Annotated in this window: 17 protein-coding genes; 4 read left to right on the top strand and 13 right to left on the bottom strand. The window is 60.1% G+C overall.

Features of this window, described 5'->3' with window-relative positions:
- Positions 1-189: 189 nt before the first annotated feature.
- From HUK72_RS21525 to HUK72_RS21490, 8 genes are all read right to left on the bottom strand, one after another.
- The gene (locus HUK72_RS21525) at positions 190-1,230 is read right to left on the bottom strand and encodes an IS110 family transposase (protein ID WP_176598614.1); all 1,041 of its coding nucleotides are present in this window, start codon (positions 1,228-1,230) and stop codon (positions 190-192) included.
- A gap of 141 nt (positions 1,231-1,371) precedes the next feature.
- On the bottom strand, positions 1,372-2,484 hold the full coding sequence (locus HUK72_RS21520) for an NAD(P)-dependent alcohol dehydrogenase (protein ID WP_176598613.1): 1,113 nt from the start codon (positions 2,482-2,484) through the stop codon (positions 1,372-1,374).
- 11 nt (positions 2,485-2,495) lie between these two features.
- Positions 2,496-3,743, bottom strand: a complete 1,248-nt coding sequence (locus HUK72_RS21515; protein ID WP_176598612.1) for a cytochrome P450 — start codon at positions 3,741-3,743, stop codon at positions 2,496-2,498.
- A 191-nt stretch (positions 3,744-3,934) separates the two neighbouring features.
- Complete coding sequence (locus HUK72_RS21510; protein ID WP_176598611.1) at positions 3,935-5,137, bottom strand: cytochrome P450; 1,203 nt, start codon at positions 5,135-5,137, stop codon at positions 3,935-3,937.
- Positions 5,138-5,196: 59 nt separating this feature from the next.
- Positions 5,197-7,320, bottom strand: a complete 2,124-nt coding sequence (locus tag HUK72_RS21505) for a TonB-dependent receptor (protein ID WP_176590510.1) — start codon at positions 7,318-7,320, stop codon at positions 5,197-5,199.
- 77 nt (positions 7,321-7,397) lie between these two features.
- The gene (locus HUK72_RS21500) at positions 7,398-7,748 is read right to left on the bottom strand and encodes an EthD domain-containing protein (RefSeq protein ID WP_176590509.1); all 351 of its coding nucleotides are present in this window, start codon (positions 7,746-7,748) and stop codon (positions 7,398-7,400) included.
- A gap of 18 nt (positions 7,749-7,766) precedes the next feature.
- Complete coding sequence (locus HUK72_RS21495; protein WP_176590508.1) at positions 7,767-8,933, bottom strand: acyl-CoA dehydrogenase family protein; 1,167 nt, start codon at positions 8,931-8,933, stop codon at positions 7,767-7,769.
- A 35-nt stretch (positions 8,934-8,968) separates the two neighbouring features.
- Entirely contained in the window at positions 8,969-10,192 is a 1,224-nt protein-coding gene (locus HUK72_RS21490) for a Rieske 2Fe-2S domain-containing protein (protein ID WP_176590507.1), read from the bottom strand.
- Between the two features lie 211 nt (positions 10,193-10,403).
- Between HUK72_RS21490 and HUK72_RS21485 the strand changes: the two genes are divergently transcribed.
- The gene (locus HUK72_RS21485) at positions 10,404-11,417 is read left to right on the top strand and encodes an aldo/keto reductase (RefSeq protein WP_176590505.1); all 1,014 of its coding nucleotides are present in this window, start codon (positions 10,404-10,406) and stop codon (positions 11,415-11,417) included.
- 2 nt (positions 11,418-11,419) lie between these two features.
- Entirely contained in the window at positions 11,420-12,376 is a 957-nt protein-coding gene (locus tag HUK72_RS21480) for a hypothetical protein (protein ID WP_176598609.1), read from the top strand.
- Positions 12,377-12,398: 22 nt separating this feature from the next.
- Here the strand turns inward: HUK72_RS21480 and HUK72_RS21475 are convergent, their stop codons facing one another.
- The 5 genes from HUK72_RS21475 to HUK72_RS21455 form a co-directional block, all read right to left on the bottom strand.
- Positions 12,399-13,388 carry a zinc-binding dehydrogenase gene (locus HUK72_RS21475; protein WP_176598608.1) on the bottom strand — a complete coding sequence of 330 codons (990 nt, stop codon included), beginning with the start codon at positions 13,386-13,388 and terminating at the stop codon, positions 12,399-12,401.
- 12 nt (positions 13,389-13,400) lie between these two features.
- A complete protein-coding gene (locus HUK72_RS21470) occupies positions 13,401-14,819 on the bottom strand; it encodes a phosphotransferase family protein (RefSeq protein ID WP_176598607.1) in 1,419 nt (472 codons plus the stop codon).
- A 13-nt stretch (positions 14,820-14,832) separates the two neighbouring features.
- Entirely contained in the window at positions 14,833-15,966 is a 1,134-nt protein-coding gene (locus HUK72_RS21465; RefSeq protein WP_176598606.1) for a hypothetical protein, read from the bottom strand.
- A gap of 15 nt (positions 15,967-15,981) precedes the next feature.
- Positions 15,982-16,719, bottom strand: a complete 738-nt coding sequence (locus HUK72_RS21460) for a glucose 1-dehydrogenase (protein WP_176598605.1) — start codon at positions 16,717-16,719, stop codon at positions 15,982-15,984.
- Positions 16,720-16,785: 66 nt separating this feature from the next.
- A complete protein-coding gene (locus HUK72_RS21455; protein ID WP_176590499.1) occupies positions 16,786-17,634 on the bottom strand; it encodes an SDR family NAD(P)-dependent oxidoreductase in 849 nt (282 codons plus the stop codon).
- A 178-nt stretch (positions 17,635-17,812) separates the two neighbouring features.
- Between HUK72_RS21455 and HUK72_RS21450 the strand changes: the two genes are divergently transcribed.
- Together HUK72_RS21450 and HUK72_RS21445 are read left to right on the top strand one after the other, a co-directional pair.
- Positions 17,813-18,778, top strand: coding sequence for an AraC family transcriptional regulator (locus tag HUK72_RS21450; RefSeq protein WP_176590498.1), 966 nt, complete (start codon positions 17,813-17,815; stop codon positions 18,776-18,778).
- Between the two features lie 132 nt (positions 18,779-18,910).
- Entirely contained in the window at positions 18,911-20,047 is a 1,137-nt protein-coding gene (locus tag HUK72_RS21445; RefSeq protein ID WP_176598604.1) for a phosphotransferase family protein, read from the top strand.
- The last annotated feature ends 12 nt before the right edge of the window (positions 20,048-20,059 follow it).

The following is a 20,059-nucleotide window of genomic DNA, read 5'->3' as shown; positions in this document are numbered from 1 at the left end:
CAAATGACCGCGGGCCAAGATGGTTTCCGCCACATGAGTTCCAAACAAGTTTCCGGCATGTAGTAGCCATTGCATCGTACGGAGTGTCTCACGCCCGGAATGATCGATCCCATCTGCGCATTCTATTGCAAGTTCAGGCCTCAGCTCAACACGAGTGCTTGCACATCAGCACCCCCTGTTCGCCAAGCTCTATGCCGCTACCTCGCGTAGCGGAATACTGTTTGCCCGGTAGCGCTCGCCGGTCACCATGAGCTTCCAGGCAATGCGCGCAATCTTGTTCGCAACCGCCACGGCAACGAGCTTTGGCGGCTTGCGCTTGAGCAGTTCAAGTAGCCAGGCGTTTGCATTGTTGCCCTTTCCTGCTCGAACATGCCGTAGAAGCGCGGTGGCACCGGCCACCAGCACACTTCGCAGCAGTTCGTCACCGGCGCGTGTTATAATGCCAAGCCGGACCTTGCCGCCGGTAGAATGGTCCTTTGGTGTCAGGCCCATCCAGGCGGCAAATTGTCGCCCTGAGGCAAACAGCTCGGGCGCTGGCGTTTTCATCATGAGGAGTGACGCTCCGATTGGACCGACACCGGGGATTTCCGCCAGGCGTCGGCTGCATTCGTTGGCGCGGTGCCATGCCGCCAACTCCGCTTCGACCTCTTCGATTTGGTCCTGAAGCCGAGAATATTCCTTCGCCTGCGCGGCAAACAGGGTTCGCGCAAGCGCCGGCACAGTAGGGTCGACCGCGATACGGTCGAGCAGCGGAACGATCCGGCACTTGCCCTGGGCAGCAATCAGCCCGAACTCTGCAGCATAACCACGGATCGCGTTGACCAACTGCGTACGGGTGCGGATCAACCGATCGCGTACGCCGACCAGCATGAGCGCTGCCTGCTGCTCAGAAGTCTTGATGGGCACAAAGCGCATCGTGGGTCGGCTCATTGCTTCGCACAGGGCTTCGGCATCAGCCGCATCGTTCTTCCCGCGCTTTACATAGGGCTTCACCAACTGCGGCGCGATCAGCTTCACTTCATGGCCGTACGACGTCAGGAGCCGCGCCAAATGGTGAGACGCCCCACACGCCTCGATAGCAATCACCGTTGGCGGCAGCTTCTCGAAAAACGCCATCATCTCGGTACGGCGCAGCTTTTTGCGCAGGATGGGCTTCTCGGCGGCGTTGACGCCATGAAGCTGGTAAACGTGCTTTGACGTGTCGATGCCAACTCGGATAAGATGTTCCACGGACGGTCTCCTCCTTGAGATTTGCAACAACCTCAACCTGGCACATTGTGATGCCGTTTGGAGGCCGTCCACACCAACAAGACTGGATCATTCCGTGCGACGATATCCAACCTTCGGAAAATTGCCATCGGATGGAGCGGTTCACGGCCCGAAAGTCAGGATCGGCTTGATCGCGTCACCCTTTTCCTGCGCTGCCAGGGCTTCATTGATCTGCGAGATGTCAAAGAAGGAAATCAACCGGTCGAGCGGAAATTTGCCGTCCATGAAGAGATCGACCAGATAGGGAATGAACCGCTTGGGATTACTATCTCCCTCGATCACGCCCTTGATCGTCACGCCCTTGCTCAGCATCGAAATGACAGGCAGTCTCGCCATGGCGTCCATCGAATTCATGCCCACCAGGCCAAGCTTGCCGCCGATGCCCAGCGCCTCGACCGCCGCCTCGATCATGGTGGGGATGCCGGTCGTGTCGCAAATGACATCCGCCCCGCCCCCGCATAGCTCGATCAGTCGCGCGGCAATATCGTCTCCCGCGCGGGGATCGACAGCCAGCGTCGCCCCCAGCTCCAGGCCCAGCGTCCGGCGGCTTTCCACCGGTTCGCACAAGATGATCGGATCGCAGCCGACCAGCCGGGCAGCCATCACGGCGCTCAGGCCGACGCCGCCGCCGCCGAATATCACGCAGCTGCTGCCCTTTTCCGGTTTCAGGACATTGAAGATGGTCCCTGCCCCCGTCTGCAATCCGCACCCGAGCGGCCCCAGCATGTGAATGGGCGCGTCGGGGCGAACCTTCACCGCGTTGCGCCGGTTCACCAAGGCATGTGTCGCGAAAGACGACTGGCCGAAAAAATGACCGGCGACCCCATGCCCGTTGCAGGAGGTCGCGCTGCTGCCGTCCTCCCGATAGCCGCCCATGTTGAGCCGGCCGAACTTTTCGCAATAGGCCGGCGCATCCGATCGGCAGGACGGACAGGCACCGCAGGACATGAATGTCAGCACCACCTTGTCGCCGACCGCTATGTCACCGACATCGTCGCCCGCCGCGACGACCACGCCGGCGCCTTCATGACCCAATATGATGGGGACAGGCGAAGGAAACTTGCCGTGCTGAACGGTCAGATCGGTGTGGCATATGCCCGTTCCGGCGATCTTGACCAGCAACTCGTCCGAACGCGGATCGGCGATCCGCGCTTCCGTCAAGCGCAACGGTTCGCCAATGGCGGACAGCAGGGCGACAACGGCTTCAGTTGCCATCGGACATCCCTTCAGGCCTGCTCATGCAGCGCAAAGGGCAGATGCTTCATGCCACAGAACTGGATGGAGGCTACACTTTCCGGTTCCCCGCGCAATTCGAGAGTTTCGAACCGGTCAAGTATCAGACCCATGATGGTGCGGATCTGCAATCGGCCAAGCCAGGCCCCAAGGCAGAAATGCGGACCATAACCAAAGCTTACATGAGGGTTCTGCCGCCGGCCGACATCGAACATGTCCGGTTCCTGGAAAGCCCGTTCATCGCGATTGGCCGAAGCCATCCAAGAAACGACCCAGTCGCCCTCCCTGATGGTTTTGCGGTGCATTTCGACATCGCATTTGGCGGTGCGCATCAAATGCGCGACGGGCGTCGCCCAGCGGATGAATTCATCCGGCAGGGTCTTGAGCAGGGAGCGGTCGTTGCGCAGCCTCTGATATTCCGCCGGATTGCGCGCCAGTTCCAGCATGCCCGCCGAAAGCGAGTTGCGCGTCGTCTCCTGCCCGCCGACAATGAACATATGGCCTAGGAAGCCCAGTTCGTCATTGCTCAGCAGCTTGCCGTCGATCTCGATCTGCGCGATCTGGGTGATCAGGTCCGCCCCGCTGCCCCCGCGACGCCGCAGCCCCAGTTCCCGGCAATAGTTGATGCTGCCCTGCACCCCCTTCTGCCGGGTTTCGAGCGGCGTGCCGATCGAGAATTCCGGCTCTTCCGGGCAGGTATGCATGTTCGTATAGTGAAACAGCATCGGCCAGTCTTCGCGCGGGATATCCATGATCGTAAAGATCATTGACGTAGGCAGTCGGGCCGCGACGTCCAGCACGAAATCGATCTGCTTGGACGGGTCCACCGAATCCAAGATTTCCGACGCGACCTGCCGAACCTTGTCCTCCAGCTGATTGATCGCCCGGGGCGAAAAACGCGCGGTGAACTTGCCGCGCGCTACCGTATGGCGCGGTGGGTCGAGCGTCGGCAGCATGGCCCCCGCCTGCTGCAATCTTGCATGTTCCGATTTGCTCGGATCGACCATTTCGGCCGATGTTGGCAGCGAAACCCCCCAGCGCTGCGAACTGAAGCGCTCGGTGTCGCCAAGGATCTTCTGAACATCGGCGTGCCGCGTTACGGACCAGTAATCCCGGCCGAACTTGCCCTTGGTCCAATGAAGCGGGTCTTCATCCCGCATCTTCCTGAACAGGTCATAGGGGTAGCCTTGCGCAAAGAATGCGCCGTCCATCAGCTTGAGATCTTCTTCTTCGCTTATCAAGCTTGCCTCCAAATGCGGTTCGGCGACCAATCGATCAACCCCTCCCGCCGCTTTATCCTACCGTGCCGGCAGCAGCTTTACCGGCTTGGATGGCGCGGCTTGTCTGCCGATATCCGGTTGCCGATGACATGCCGGGTCGCCCCGCCACCGCGTCGCAGGCAGACGAAATACGGAAACTCCAGGAAAGGGCGCTACGCATCCACCCCCCTCGGCATCAGCTGGAGCGGCAGTTTCACCAGCCCGCGAAAGCCGATGGAATTGCTGAACTCCAGCCTGTCCGCCGGGACCTTCCAATCCTCGAACCGTTCCATGAAAGCTGGCAGCGCCTCGGACATGATCATCTTGGCAAACCAGTGCCCGATGCAGAAATGCCTGCCTGGCGCGAAAGTCATGTTCCGGCGCTGATTACGGCTGAAGTCGATCTCGTTCGGTTGCGCGAACACCGTCGGGTCCCGATTCGCGCCGGCAATCAGGAGGAACGCGATCTGGCCGGCCTTCAGATCCTGCCCATGCCAGGTGAAGTCGGCCGTCACGATACGGCTCATGAGCGTTGACATGTTCACGACGCGCATCATTTCCATGATACACTGCTCAAAATGGTCGGGATTTTGCCGTATATATTCGACGACGTCCTGATGACTGGTCAATTTGGCGACGGTCAGCGCCATAGTGTTCAGGGTCGTATCGTGACCCGCGACGATCACAAGCATCAGCTGCGCCGCGATCTCTTCGTCCGACAGCCGATCGCCATCCTCCCCGGCAAGGATGAGTTCTCCCAGAAAGTCGCGTTCCTGGGACCCGCTTTCCCGCCGCTCGCAAATGACTGGCATGAAGCGCGCGGCCATGTCTCCAATCGCTTCATCGGCTTTCTGGATACGCTCCGGGTCCGGCATGCCGGCAAGCCCCTCATTGAGCGCCCGCGCCCATCGCTCCGTGTCGGCATAGTAATCGGGGCCCAGGCCCATCACATGCAGGATGGCGCTGACCGTTATGGGTCTGGCAAACTGCGCGACGAAGTCAATCTGCGTGGTATTGCCCAGCTGATCGATGGTGCGCCCGACGATTTCACGGACGACCTCTCTATAGCCTTCCGCTATGCGCTTGCTAAAGGCCGCCATCAGCAGCTTGCGCAATCGCGAATGTTCGGGCGGCTCAACATTCGTGACAAAATGCGGAAAATATTTCAATATATTGCCTGTTTTGGCAGCGCGCTCTTCCTCTGGGAATATCCCGATGGCTATCAGGTGACGTTCGGCCGATAGCGGGAGCTTTCCGCTGAACCCTTCGACAACGGCATCATGATGGCCCGCGACCCAGACTTGACTGCTTTCATTCCAGTGCACGGCTGGTTTCTTGGCAAGATCATTGAAGAGGGGAATGATGTCATCCCCCAATATGTCGAACTTGCTGAAATCAATCTCAGGGTTCATCGGTTGCTCCCCTATCTCATGGTTCAAAATGCAACGTCGAAACCGACGCCGTAGGTACGAGGATCTGCCGGCCCGCCCTTGTCGCCTAGCGTGCTCTCCGTGAAATATGCGTAATATTTTGCATTCGTCAGATTTTTGACGAATGCGCGTAACTTGAACTTGCCATCAGCGAAGCCCAGCCCCGCAGATGCGTTGATCACGTCGACCGATGGCTGGGAAACGCGATTATCCGGCTCCCAGAAGAAGCTGGCACTGTGGAAATAGTTCACGCCCAGTTCGAGGCTGGTGGTGTCACCAACGGGCACCTTGTAACTGGCCGCGAAGGAACCGGAAAATTTCGGCGCATGGATCATGCGATGTCCGCTGAGGTCGCCGGCGGTGAGCGCGTTGAACCCGCCTGCGATTGGCGTCAGGATCGGGCCGTTCGGGAAAGACGTGTAATTGGCATGGAGGAACGAGAGGTTCGATGACAGGTTGAGTTCACCCGCACCGATACGCGTGACATAGGCCGTTTCGAGTTCAGCGCCGTAGAGCTCACCCTTGGCCGCATTGAACAGCAGGCCCGCGCCGTTGACGATGCGGTTCAGTTGAATATTATTGTAGGTATAGTAGAAGCCGGTGAGGTTGAACCGCAGCGACCGGTCGAACAGTTCTGAACGCAGACCCGCTTCGTAGGCGTCCAGCGTCTCAGGCTTGACCGGGGCTGCCGTAGGCGAGGATGCGGAATAGGCGCCGCTCTTGAACCCGCGATTATAGCTCGCATAGACCATCACGTCCGGACCGAATTTCTGTGCCACGGCAAGACGCCAAGTCGGCTTGGAAAAGGTTGCCGACTTGGTCGGGAACGCCGCAATGACATCGGTGGGATCATTCTGATCACCCCCGGGCGCCACCAGTTTTGGGGTGTTGGTGCGCTTGTCGCGCGTGTAACGGAACCCGGCGGTGATCGTGGTGTTGCCGAAACTATAGTCGCCCTGGACGAAACCGGCCAACGACTTCGTCGTCTGTGGCGAATAGATGTCGATATTGGATGCCGGCGAGATCGAGCGGACGCCCAGCGGATCATATCGACCATAGCCGTCGAAATAGAAGACGCCAGCCGTATAGACGAGATCGCCCAGCTTGCCCTGCAAGGTTATTTCCTGCTGGAAATAACGATCGGTTTCATTGAGATAAATATCGGCATAAGCGATCGGCGTCGCATCCTGGTCAAACCGGATAAGCGTGTCCAGTTTGCGCAGGGCGGTCAGTGACTTCAGCGTGGCGCCACCAAGGTCTAGCTCGATGGATGCGCTGCCTCCATAATATTGCGTGTGAACGCTTTGATCGAGATTGGCGATACTGTCGAAACGTCCGCCACCCAACGCCTTGACCGCAGTGTTCGGTTGCGGCTGAAGAATGACGCCCAGATCGGACTGGAGCAGCGAATAATCACCGGACAACAGGATGGTCAGATTGTCGGTCGGCGTGAACTTGATCTTGGATCGAATGCCGCGTTCGCGACGATAATTGACGTCATCGCCCGTGAACAGGTTCTTGCCATAACCGTCGCTCTGATAAACGATCGAACCTGCGATATCGAACGCGATCTTGTCGCTGCCTGCGGAGGCATAGACGGAAGATTGCAGCGTCCCATAATTGCCGTAGGAAACACTGGCCCGCATCGTCGGCTCCGCCTGGGGATCGCGCGTGTGGACATGCACCAGCCCGCCGGTCGCGTTGCGGCCGAACAGCGTGCCCTGCGGTCCGCGCAAGACTTCGACCTGCTCAATATTATTGAAATTGAAGATGTTCGCATAAGGCGAAGCATAATAGACGCCGTCGACATAGAAGGCTACGGCGGGCTCATTGCCGGCCGATACCGACTGCGTGCCGACACCGCGAATATAGGGGGTCGCGCCGGAAAGCTGCCGGGTCATGCTGACCGCCGGCACGGACTGTTCCAGGCCGTCGGTGCTGATGATGCCGCCGGCCGCCAGCGTCTCCGTACTGACGGTCGAGACGGCGACCGGCACGTCCTGAAGCCTCTGTTCGCGGCGCTGGGCGGTCACGACGATGTCATGCAAACCCTGCGCATCGCGCGCTTCGCCAGCCGCCTGCGACTCTCCCGCCACCTGGGCGCTGGCGCACGAAAATGCCGCCATCATTGCAAATGAAGAAACCATCCCACACAAATAACGATGATAAAAATCCATGTTTCCCCTCCATTAATTGTTATTATTACTTATTTCGATATGCATTCTTCTACGATCATGATTACCGATTTGGACCTGTCGAGAAATTTCTCCTCGTCCGCTATGATTTTTCTGCGAATTTCAGCGTCCGCCATGGCTGCGGAGAATCTTTCATAGCCGACTTCATCGTCGAACCACATTTCCGTAACCACGTCATATTCGAACGCATCATCCACTTCGACGCCGTTGGCACGCAAACGCTTCACATAGTTTCGTCGGTAGTCCCGTCCAACGGGCAGTATTTCCGAAGCATAAGGCGCATGTTGGTTTTCGTAATAATCCTTGAAATATTCGAAGTCGACGTCACTTCTTTTCTTCAGGAGTCCGATCAGCTTGAACATATAAACTCCTAGGACGATTTATAGAGAACGCGCGATGATCTGCTTCATTATTTCAGATGTTCCGACATAGATTCGATGCACTCGGGCATGGGCGTAGAGCTTCGAGATCAGATATTCGTTGCTGAAACCAGCGCCGCCGTGAAGTTGCAGACATTCATCCATAACCCGGCCCTCGACCTCGCTGCAAAACAGTTTCAGCATGGCCATGTCCTGTGGACGCAATCCGCCCTCCACGAGCTTTTCGAGACAGGAATCGACAAAGGCCCGGCCCGCAGCGATCTCGGTGGCGACCGAGGCCAACTTGAACTGCGTGTTCTGGAAATCGAAGACCGGCTGGCCGAAGGCCTGCCGTGTCCTGGTATATTCCGTGGTGACTGCCAGTGCGAGTTCACTCGCCGCGATGGCGCGCACGCCGACCGAGGCGCGGCCAAGGTCCAGCGTCGACAGCGCGATGCGCAATCCCCGGCCCACGCCGTCGGCCCCACCCAGAACATTCCCGGCCGGGATGCGGACATCATCGAAAAAGACCTCGCATACGCCGCCGCAGCTCTTCATCATGAGATCGGTCGGCTGCGACCGCGTAATGCCCTTGCTGTCCATGGGCACGATGAACATGGTCGTGCCTTCACGTCCCCCCTCATCCGTCTTGGCCACAACGAACAGAACGGTCATCAGCGGGCCGTTCGACATCCACATCTTCTGCCCGTTCAGGATCCAGTCGTCGCCGTCGCGACGGGCGTAAGTCTTGATCCCCCTGGCGTCGCTGCCGGCTCCTGGCTCGCTCAGCCCGACCTCGGCAATGCCGTTACCCTGCGCGAAGAAGGGCAGCCATTCGCGCTTCTGCTCTTCCGTCCCGCCGTTGAACAGAACATAGGCCGTCAGGTCGGTGCCAAGCCCCGCCTCCAGCGATACGCCGCCCGGGCTGTACCCATGTTCCTCATGCAGGATCATGTGGTGCAGCACATCGCCGCCCCCACCGCCATATTCTTCGGGGATGCCGGCGCACAGAAGGCCGTATCTCGCAGCGACCTTGAACAGTTCGGCTGGATAGAAGCCGTCCTTTTCCCACCCCTTGACGTTCGGCTCGACCTCGTTGCGGAAGAAATTACGCGCCGTCTCACGAAATGCTTCGTGGTCGTCCCGGAATATTTTTCTTCCAAACCCCAATGATGCCAATTCCGTCATTCAGAGCATCCCCTGCACTATAAGTTTTGCGTCGGTCACTTCGTCATGGCGAAGTGGCTTCGCCAATCGGTGTTCTCAGGAAGAATTTCCGCCTCCGCCCGAATATTGGGGAACGGAACCTCATCGAGCTGCGCGATCGAGGGCTTCTCGCCGCGCTCGAACGCCCTAACGCTGTCCAGCATCAGCTTGCGGAACTTGATGATCGCGCGATCGCCCTCATTGAGCCATTCTTGCGAACGATCGGCGATTTCGCCCTGGCTGGCCGCCACCGCAAAATCCTCCAGCATGAAATGGTCGGTAAAGCCCGTGAAGCTGCCCTTCTCCATCGCATCGCGATCCTGGCCCCAATGGGTGGAGGCGTCCCCGCTCAGATAAGGCGGCCAGTTCCACGGCTCGCTCGGCGGATCGTAGGCGGAAGGCGGAATGGGGCCATCGGCATTGTAATGGACGAAGTAGAGCGCGGTGCGGCGGTCGTTTATCGGCACCGAGATGACGCAATTGCCCGTGTTGAACGGGACGAAGCAGTAGAAGGGCGCCGTAAAGTTGGTGACGCGGATATAGCGGTTGTCACCCTCCTGCTTGCGAATGGCCGCATAGCGGAACCCGCCATTATGGTCCTCGAACTCGTAGACGGGGGCGGTATCCTGCCCTGCGGAGGCCAGCCCCTTCTTGCTGTCGCCCGCCGTCTGCAACCAGCCCTGGTGCAGGATCGACACATGGGCCGAATCGACTAGGCCCTCGACGCTCTGGATCCAGTTGAATTTCAGTTCCTGCCGGATCGCTCGAACATTCGGTTCCTTATATTGGGTGAAATCGAACTCCGGGAACCGCGCAGGCTGGCCGCCGCCGAGCCAGACCCAGAAGAGCCCCGCAGCCTCCCGCACCGGGTAAGCCTTGAGCGGAACACGCTTGCAGAATTCGCTATGATTCTCCGGTTGGGTCGGCACTTCCTTCACTTCACCATCGACGCCGAATTTCCAGCCATGGAAAATACAGCGGAGCGCATTGTCCTCGTTGCGCGCCAGCGCGAGCGAAGCGCCCCGGTGCGGGCAGTTTTCGTTGAAGAATCCGACGCGGCCGTCATCGCTGCGGAACGCGACATAGTGCTTGCCCAGCAACTCCACGCGCTGGGGGGCCTTTCCCGCCTTGAGCATGACCGACAGCCCGGCGGGGAACCAGTAATTTTCGCGCAGGAAGCGTCCCATCGGAGCGTCGCCTTCCACTCGGGTAATCAGTTCATTGTCGGCAGAATTGAGCATGATGAAATCCATCGTCAGTTGGCACCAAACGCCATCGCGCTTCGATGTCAGATCAATAGCCCAGCACGGCGTCGCGTTACTGCCTGACATGGATGCTTTGGTTTAACCCCGCCCACAGGCCGGGCGGACAAATGGGGTTCTAGATTGGTCAAGACACACGCCGAAGGCGAGCGCACCTATATGCGCGCAACAACAAGGACCGAGCCTGCGCATGCGATATCGTTCTATCGGAAAAGACCCCCTCAAATTGTCGGAGATCGCCTTTGGCACCGGCGACAATGCCGGAACGATGGTCCACGGCAGTTCGCGGGATCAGATCGCGCTGGTCGAATTCGCTCTGGAACACGGCATCAACCTGTTCGACACGTCTGCGGCCTATGGCAAGGGTGCGGCCGAGGTAAACATAGGCCGTGTCCTTGCCGATCTGGGCGCGCGGGACGCCCATGTCACGACCAAGGCCTTCATTCCGCCGCATGATTTCGCCCGCATCGGCGAAAAGGTCACGGAAAGTCTGGAAGACAGCCTGTTTCGGCTGCGCCGCGACCATGTGGACATCCTGTTGCTGCACAACCCCATCCGCCATGCGATCAACCCCGAAAACCCGCTGATCCGGGCGATCACTCCGGCCGAAGTCATCGAACAGGCCCTGCCCGCGCTGGTAAAGGCGAAGGAAGCCGGCAAATGCCGCATGCTGGGGCTGGCCTGCGACGAATCCGAAGCTGATCAGGTGATCCAGGTGCTGGATACCGGCGAATTTTCGATGATTAACCTGACTTATAACCTTGCCAATCCATCAGCCGTCCGTCCGTTCGCGGGGGTGCCTGCCGCCATAGATTTCAGCGGCCTGTTCGAGGCCGCGGAACGGCACGACGCCTGGATTTCGGTGGTCCGCCCGCTCGCGGGCGGCGCGCTTGCCGGGCAGATTCTGGAACATGGGCTGGACGGCATCCACCAACTGTCACGCGGCTATTTCCGCATGATGCCGCAGGTTCACGAACCCATGATCCGGCTTGCCAGGCGCTATGCGTTTCTCAATCGCCCGCCCGAACAGCCGATTGCCCTGGCGGCCTATCAATATATCCTGCAACAGCCGCGCGTCGCCACCGTCATCGGCGGCTTTTCCGAAGTCGCGCACCTGAAGGACGCACTGGCCGCCGTGGAGGCGGGCGCTCTTTCCGCATCGGACAACGAACGGATCGAACAGATTCATGACGAGGGCTATTGAACGTGGCGCTACCCATTGACGACCTGCCCCACCCCGTCCCCGACATTGCGAAGCTGCGATGGAAGGAGAATTGGCTTTTTGTCGTGATGGCGCCCGAACAGGGTTGCTATGCGCTGTGCCACGTCAACACCGAGCCGGCTTTCGACCGCGCCCGCTTCACCTTCAGCATGGTGCTTGACGGGAAACGGTTCAAATATTCGAATGAGCGTCCCTTTCAGGGCATTTCGGCGTTCGACCGCTGCCTGACGGACGGCGCCGTGCGCATCGACTTCGTCGAGCCGGGCCGCCGCTTCAGACTTGCCGTCAGGGGGGACGAGATCGACGCGGAGTTCGAATTTTCCGCCACCCATCCGACATTCGATTTCGCCGCATGCCGCGCCATCGCACCCCATCAGGTGACTTTCCGCGAGCAGATGACGTTGGGAACCAACCTGCCGCACGATCACCATCAGCAGGCGCTTGCCGTCCAGGGCAGGCTGGCTGTCGGTGGCACGGGCGAACGCAGAATCCAGGGGCTTGGCTATCGCGACCACAGCTATTGCATGCGCGCGGACAGCCTGATCGCGAACCACAGCTGGTGCGGGCTGCTGTTCGACGACATGGTGATCGGCGTGAAGACGAGCCGGATGCTTAGCCGTCAGGGCGTGGAAGCGCGGGAAGGTTATGTCGATGACGCACAAGGCCCCCGCGTGCTCTCGGGGATCGCCGTTGACGTCACCCGCACGGCCAACGCCTTTTCCGCGGTTCGCTTCACGCTGGAGAGCGTTGCCGACGACAGCTATCTGATCGAGGCGAACCTGACGAAGAGCTTTGCAATCATGCCCTTCACATCGGAAAAGCGGGAAAGCGGACCGGTCTACGAGATCATGGAGCATCTCTGCCCGATCACGGACCTGCGCACGGGTCGAACTGGGATCGGCCACATCGAACTTGGACTCAATTCAGTTCTGGCATCATAATGGTACGGGCCGGGAGGGAATATCACGGGAATACAAGCTGCACCTTGCAATAGGGATTGCTCGTCAGCATCTGTCCAAAGATATCGGGCAGCCTATCCAGTAACACCTCCTGGTCTACAAGCTCCAGCGGCCGGGCATCTCCGCGAGCGAAATGCTCTGCCGTGTCGGCAAAATCCTGCATTCCATATGCCGCGCAAAAAGCAAGGGTGACTTCCTTCACCAAGCAAACCGCCGGATCGATGCTGGCCCCGCCCTCCGCCATGCCGGCGACGATCACCGTCGAAAGCCGGGGAGCGATGCGGCACGCATATTCCAGCATGCCGGGCGCGCCGCTGCACTCGAAAATCGTCCTCGAACCGGCATCCTCCGCCTTCGCTTCTCCCGCGATGAACCGGCTGGCTCCCATCCGTTCCGCGACAGCCCGGCGGCGATCGCTGCGCGCCACCATCCAGACGTCGACGCCCATGGCGCTGAGCCAGTAGCAGCTGGCCAGACCAATCGGCCCAGCCCCGAAGATCATGGCGCTGTCACCGGCGCCCAGGCCGCTCCGGCGAGCCGCGCGTAACCCGCAGGCGAAAGGCTCGATCATGGCCCCCTGCGCAAAGGGCAGTGCAGCATCGAGCCTCACGCAGGATCGGGTATCGGCAAGGGCATATTCACCGAAACCGCCCCATTGGGATCGCTTTTCGGGGCAATGCAGGAACAGCCCTCTGGAACACCAGTCGCAACGTCCGCATCCGGCAAATGGCATGAAGCTGACCTTGTCGCCGATGGCCAGATGATCGACGCCTTCGCCCATCGCAACGACCAATCCGGACAGTTCATGCCCCAGCACCGCACCGCGCGGAAGACGACCGGGCGAGCGCGCCCATTGCAGGTCCGAACTGCAAATGCCGCACCGCTTGACAGCGACCAATATCTGTCCCGGCCCCGGCGCCGGGCGCTCGCGCTGTTCAATCCTCAGCGTTGCCGAAGAAGGATCGAACGCCGCGACACGATGACCGTCAGCCAAGGCATCCATCCATCAATCGTGGGCGAGAGCGGCGGCAAGCGCACTTTGCAATCGGCTGAACGTATTGTAGCCGACGGCTGCCAGGCGCAGGTCGCTGTCCTCGCCGGATTCGAACATCGCGCGGGCGTCCGCCGCGTAGAGCGAGAAATCGACCAGCCGCCAGACCGTGAAAAATTTCTCACGCAGGGGCGTGGTCGGCTCGCCGCCATGATCGGTATAGATATTCATGAACTCTTCCCAGGGGATGACCTGGGAGGCCGCAGCCCTGCATTTCATGAGGTCTTCGGCCGCATCGCCGACATGAGCAAGTTCCCAGTCGAGCAGGCCGGTCATGCGGTCGCCATCATACAACACATTGTGGAATCCCGCGTCGCCATGGACCAGCGCCCGCCGCTGCGAAACGCAGTCCAGATTGGCCAGCAGCCATTGGTGCGCTACCTCCAGCAGCAGTTCGTCAGGCGTGTTGGCGCGATGCTTGGAATAGGATTGCCGCACCATCGCCGCGACCGGCGCTTCGCTGTCGCCGAACTTGAGCTGCCGGTCGAGGCCAGTCGCTTCAACGTCGATCCGGTGCATGCGGGCCAATTGCTGGGCATAGTCGCGAATAACGCCGGGTCCGGCCATGATGTCAAACATCGTGCCGGCCGGTCCGCCCGCAATGCGTTCGAAAACGATGAACTGGCCGTTCAATATCCCGGCATCCTCCTCCAGCCAGAGCGGTTCGGGAACCTTGATCCCGGCGTCGAACGCCGCCCGGATCACGGGATATTCATCCTTCACCATGCTGCCCATGAAGTTTTTCGAAAAATCCTTCCGGATGACGAAGGATCGAGCTTCTTCGCCGACCCGCGCATCCAGCAGGATGGTGCCTTTCGAACGCCCGCCCGGAATGGGCTTGACCGTCGTGGCAAGGCAATCCTGCCGCCCGAACCGCCGCCTCAGATAATCGCTCATCTGGTCGGCACTGACGACCAGTTCCTCGGCCGATCCGGCCTTGTGGCCCAGCCTGGACGCCATTTGGGCAATCGCGGCCTCGCGGGCGGTCCGGCTGGCCTCCTCGGCCTTCGCGATCGCCCCGGTCAGGCTGAGAATGAACGCGCGATCGATGGCCTTGCTGTTTTCCGCAAGGAGCCGGGACAGCACGACGCGTCCCCGCCCGATTGCGGCGTCGTCCGCGGGATCAAGTTGCGCCAGATGTTCCAGGGCTTCGCCAAGCGCCTGCGGCAACGCTGCTTCCGCCATCCCGCCGCGCACTTTCGCAAGTTCCGCGACAAATTCCCGGCCAAATCCCCCCGCCGCATCGGCAGCCAGCCGCAACAACATGGTTTCGACCAACTCGACCCGGTGCCGGGGGTAGCTTTCCGTGATTTCCGGGACCACATCATTGTGTACGGCGGCGGCCACCGAAAGCATATATCGATCAAATTGCATCACAATTCCTGTGCTATTCAAAACCGAAGCGCGGGTGGCTGCCCACGACGATGCAGGGGGTGTAGGCGTAACCCGGCTTGCCGCCCAATCGCGCACGAGCGAACTGCTCGCGATGGGCAGGCTTGCCCACAGAATCATCGGCAAAGCCGACATTCTCCACATGGCGGACATCGTAGACGTCCTGCTCGATCAGCAGGGCTTCGCTGCGAAACACGCCATGACCGCGACCGTCGCTGAAGCCCCCATTATATCCGCCCCCCTTGTAGACGAACGGACGCCCCAGCGTGGCCACCTCAAGCTCGATCGAGCTGCCATCTGCCAGTCCCATCTCCACCTCCATGACGTCCATGATGCGCGTCCCTTCATGGAAGCGTATGTGCGGCGTCAGCGCGGTGATCTCGACATGGCGGCCGTCAGGATAGACTATCTCGCCATCCGTATAGAGGCGCAGCCCTTCGCCATTGTCGATGAACTGGAAATGCCCGCCAAGCTCGCCATTCCAGAACCCGGCATAGCATACCAGCGTGCCGGCGCCCCCGCGCGAGGCGGAAGGCAATCCGGAGGCCGATCCCGTCCCGGTGAACGGTTCGAACCCGCCCACATTGGGCCTGACGCCCCAGCTATGGTCCCGCCAGGAGAACCATCCTTCCACCGGATGCCGGGCGCCATGCAGATCCACCCAGCCCGATGATTTGCCAAGCTGGTGAAACCGCAGATAGTCGTTCGTGATCCGGCCATCGAGACGGGCAATATGCGGCTTTTCCATCCGCGCCGGCAGCACCGCCGAGAAATCGAGTTCGCACGCGATGGGAAAATCCCCCTGCTCCAGCGTCAGCCGAACCGCCTCGAAAGGACGCAGCGGATCGAGACGCAGGGGCCCGATCCGTGATCCATAGGGATCGGCAATCGGATGCAGCGCCCTAGAGAAGCGGATATTATGCTGTTGACCCTGATATTGCACGAAGACAAAGCCATCGATGACGTTCATATTCTTGTACACGCCCATCCCGGCAACGATCGCCAGATCGCCGTCGGGATGGATGCATCCGAAGACAAAACGGTCGAAGAAGCGGTGGTCGCTGGTCTGCGCATGCGCCATCGGCAGCGCGCATTGATGCAACAGGCTTTCGTCCAGCGAGGTCAGCATGGCGGTTGCCTCCGGTCAATGAGCGGTCATTCCGCCGTCGATCGTGATTTCGGCGCCGGAACAATAGGCGGACTGGTCCGACAGGAGAAATGCGATCAACGAGCTCACTTCCTCGGGCTGGCAGATGCGGTTCAGCGGAACGGCGCCGGTCAGGGAGTCGACAACGGACTTGTCCATGCCCTTCAACATCGGAGTCATGACCGCGCCGGGATGAATGGAATTGACCCGGATGCCATATTCGCCAAGCTCGCTCGCGCCGACCTTCGTCAGCCCGCGGACGGCAAATTTGGAGGAGGAATAGGCGACCGTCTGCACGCGCCCAACCAGCCCGGCAATCGACGAGATATTGACGATCGATCCGCCCCCGGCGCGACGCATCGCGGGGATCACCACCTTCATGCCTAGGAAGGTGCCGATCTGGTTCACCTCGATAACCTTCCTATAATCATCGGCGGAAAAGGTCTCGAACGGCGCGCGGATCACGATGCCGGCATTGTTGACCAGACCATCAAGCTTTCCGAAGCGCGCCTCGGCCAGCGCCACGACCTTCTGCCAGTCTTCCTCGCTGGAAACGTCGGCTCTTACGAACTCGGCGCTTTCGCCCAATTCGCCGGCCAGCGTCAGGCCGTCGTCCTCCAGCAGGTCGGTGAAGACGACCTTGCCGCCTTCCGCCACGATCCGGCGCACATGTTCGCTTCCCATCCCGCGGGCGCCGCCGGAAATGAGCACAACCTTATCGTCCAGAACTCCCATCGCGCTATCATCCTTTTACTTGCGGCAGGATGACATCTTGGCCTCCATCGCGCTGCGCGGCTTGCTTCAGATGGAATGCGTCATGTGAAACGGCCGAGGATCGCCCATCTTCTCCCGAAGCGACACCGGCTGGCTGCCGTCCGGCTCCCGAATGTCGTGACGTTCCGCATATTCGGCGACAATGACCTGCTGGCCGGAATAGGTCATCAAGTCCGGGTCGCTGGCGAGAGCCGCCACGACCTGGCCGGTCAAGGCCGGGGTCTCATATGACCTCAGCCGCTCCTCGCCCTCCGGCGTTCCGCTCCAGCGTTGCAGCACCATTTCCGTCTTGACGAGCCCGGGCCACACTGAAAGCGCGGCAACACCGTGCGGCTTCAGTTCCAGCGCCATGTCCGCCATCATCTTGTCCAGCCCGGCTTTCTGCGCGCCATAGGCAGGACCGTGAAAATAGGTGACCGCGCCAAAGAAGGAAACGCTCGCGATCAGGGCCTGCGGCCTGTTCAGCATCAGCGGAACGGCCATCGCGCTGGCGACATAGGCCGAACGAAGGCCGACATCGAACATGTCGGCCAGTTCCAGCGAGCGGTCCCAGAAGCCGCCCTGCGCGACCAGAGCGCGCGGCAGGCAGGTCGCATTGTTGACCAGAAGGTCGAGTCCGTTCTGCTCGGCTGCGATCCGATCAAAAAGTGCACGCACCTGGCTATCGTCGCCATGATCGCATATGACCGGAATGCCTTTGCCGCCCACGTTCGTCACCTCATCCGCGGCCGACAAGAGTGGCATGGAGGCGTCATCCGCCGATCCAGCCCGCCCGGTCAGATAAACGGTGTAGCCGTCCTCCCCCAGCGCGATGGCGATGGCCTTGCCGATTCCCCGGCTAGCGCCGGTAACGAGAGCAATTCTTGGCGAAACCATGGCTGTTCGGATTCCTCTTCGACTCTACGCAAAGCCCGCTTCTTTACCTGCGCACCGGAAGTTTCTGTCCTGATCTGGAAGCCGCGTATAGCCTCTGCTCGCGCGCCTTGCCGGAATGTTGACAGAACGCAAAACCGGCATATCCTGATAGCAAATATAAAAGACCGAGGAGTAGGGAATGGGCGTGAATGTCTTGGCGCGGGTGCCGGATCCGTCGCTGGATCCTGAAGCATCGATACATTGGCAGAATGGTCTGTGCGATGCGGTGTCCGGCATTCAGCAGCGTCCGCTCTGCCACGACATGGGCGGAGAATTCCTGTCCTTCGAACTGGGCGGAGCAAAGCTCTATTACCTCCATTCGCAAGCGCAGGAGATCATCCGGCCGGCACCTTGCAACAAGCGATTTGCGCCGATGGTGGTCATCAACCTCAACGGCGTGCTCTCGCTATCGCAAAATGATCGCACGGTTGAACTTCACGAGGGCGAGTTCGCCTTTTTCGACGCGGCCAACCGCCTGACGATGACATATCCGGAAGAATTCAAGCAGTTGTTCTTCCGCATGCCGAATTCGAATTTCATCCGGTCCGATTTTTACAAGATCATTTTGTCCAAGGCGAATGTCGGCGACAGTTTCAACGACGTCTTCTTCAAGATGATCCAGCAGATCTGGGACAATGCGGCTTCCATCCGGCCGGACGAATATGGCACCTTGCTGAATTCCCTGCTGACGCTTTCGCACATGACTTCGCCATTCCGCGAAGCTCGGGGCGTCATCGAACCATGTGTGCGCATGCGGCGCGCAATGGCCTTTATCGAGAATAATCTTGCGGAAGGTTGGCTCACTGCGGAACGCGTGGCGGAGGCGCAGAATGTCAGCCGCCGCTATCTGGATGAGCGCTTCGGTCTGCTCGGCACGCGAATCGAAAAGTGGATCTGGGAGCGGCGCCTTGCCCGCGCCTATGAAGACCTTGTGCTTGCGGGCCGTGACCCGAGAAACTGCAAGAGCATCATCCAGATCGCGCTCGACAGCGGCTTCAGCAGCCCCAGCCACTTCTCCCGCGCGTTCAAGGCCCGGTTCGGAATGCCGCCGAGGGAATTGAAGATACAGATAGAGCGGGAAAGTTTTGGAAAGCTGACCCACTGACAAGGCTTCAGCGCCGGGGAAAATTGCAAATCCGCTGATCAACAGGGATCGGGCATGCTGCCTGCGGAGATAGCATGCCCTGTTTCGGGTACAGACGCACCAACGGAAGTCCAGACATGGAGCCGCTTCCAGATGGAGTTTCGAAACGATATGGACGCCGGATCGTCGAAGCCCGCGGGGCTGGCTGTAGAACAGATTGTAGCGCCCGAACTGCAATTCCAGCACCTGCCGGTCGACATAGAGCGGGTGGACGCCGCATGGCTGAGCTACGTCCTCGGCATGCGGTATCCCGGAGTTGTCGTGTCATCGGTGACAATGCCGACGATTAACTGGGGCACGGCGACGAAGCTGTCGCTGGCGCTCGAATATTCGGCCCGGCCATCCGGGGCGTCCTTGCCTCGTAAAATGCTGCTCAAGGGCGGTTTCAACGCCGCGATGCGCAAGCGCGTATGGGCGGCCTATCGCGCCGAAGCCCTGTTCTACGGTCAACTCGGGCAGGACGTTCCCATCGCCCTGCCCCGGACCTATTTCGAGGGAATCGATCGCGCGAACCATCAGGCACTGGTGCTGATGGAGGATCTCGAGGCTGCGCAATGCAGCTTCGGCGATGCAACGCGACCGATGAGCATCGACCAGGCGCGTTCAGCCCTGTCTTCGCTCGCGGCGCTGCATGCGCGCTGGTGGAATGACGTGCGGCAATTGACGAAATTCGACTGGAAGGATTCTCTCAGGGTCGTCCTCCGACGCTGGCTCCTCGCCGATCACTGGTCCGCCCAGTTCGAAAGGCACAAGCGCACAAAACCATCCGGCATCCTGGCAGACCGGGAGAAGGTGGCCGAAGCGCTTGAACGGCTGTGGCGCTTGCAGGGCCCCGGCACATGCATCCTCCATGGCGATCCTCATCTGGGCAATATCTACTTCACCCGCGACGGCGAGCCCAGATTCCTGGACTGGCAGGTCGTGCATGCAGGCCATTGGGCGCATGATGTCGCCTATTTTCTCGTCGGAGCGCTTTCCGTCGAGGACCGCCGATGCGGGGAAATCGATCTGCTGCAACATTATCTGGCCGAACTGCACCGACATGGCATCGCGGTTCCCGGTTGGGACGAGGCATGGCTCGCCTATCGGCGTGATGTCATCCATGGATATGTTTCCTGGTTCCTGACGCCATCCGACATGCAGCCGGTCGAGACGCTTGCGGCCTTTGCGGAACGATATCATGCCGCCATGGTCGATCATGACACCATGCGCCTGCTTGGGCATTCCTGACGGCCCTGTTCC

Origin of the sequence: Sphingobium sp. 15-1 (genome assembly GCF_013375535.1) — a bacterium.
Taxonomy (GTDB): Bacteria; Pseudomonadota; Alphaproteobacteria; order Sphingomonadales; family Sphingomonadaceae; genus Sphingobium; species Sphingobium aromaticivastans.
The sequence above is the reverse complement of the archived record's forward strand: the minus strand, read 5'-3'. Positions and strand labels throughout refer to the sequence as shown.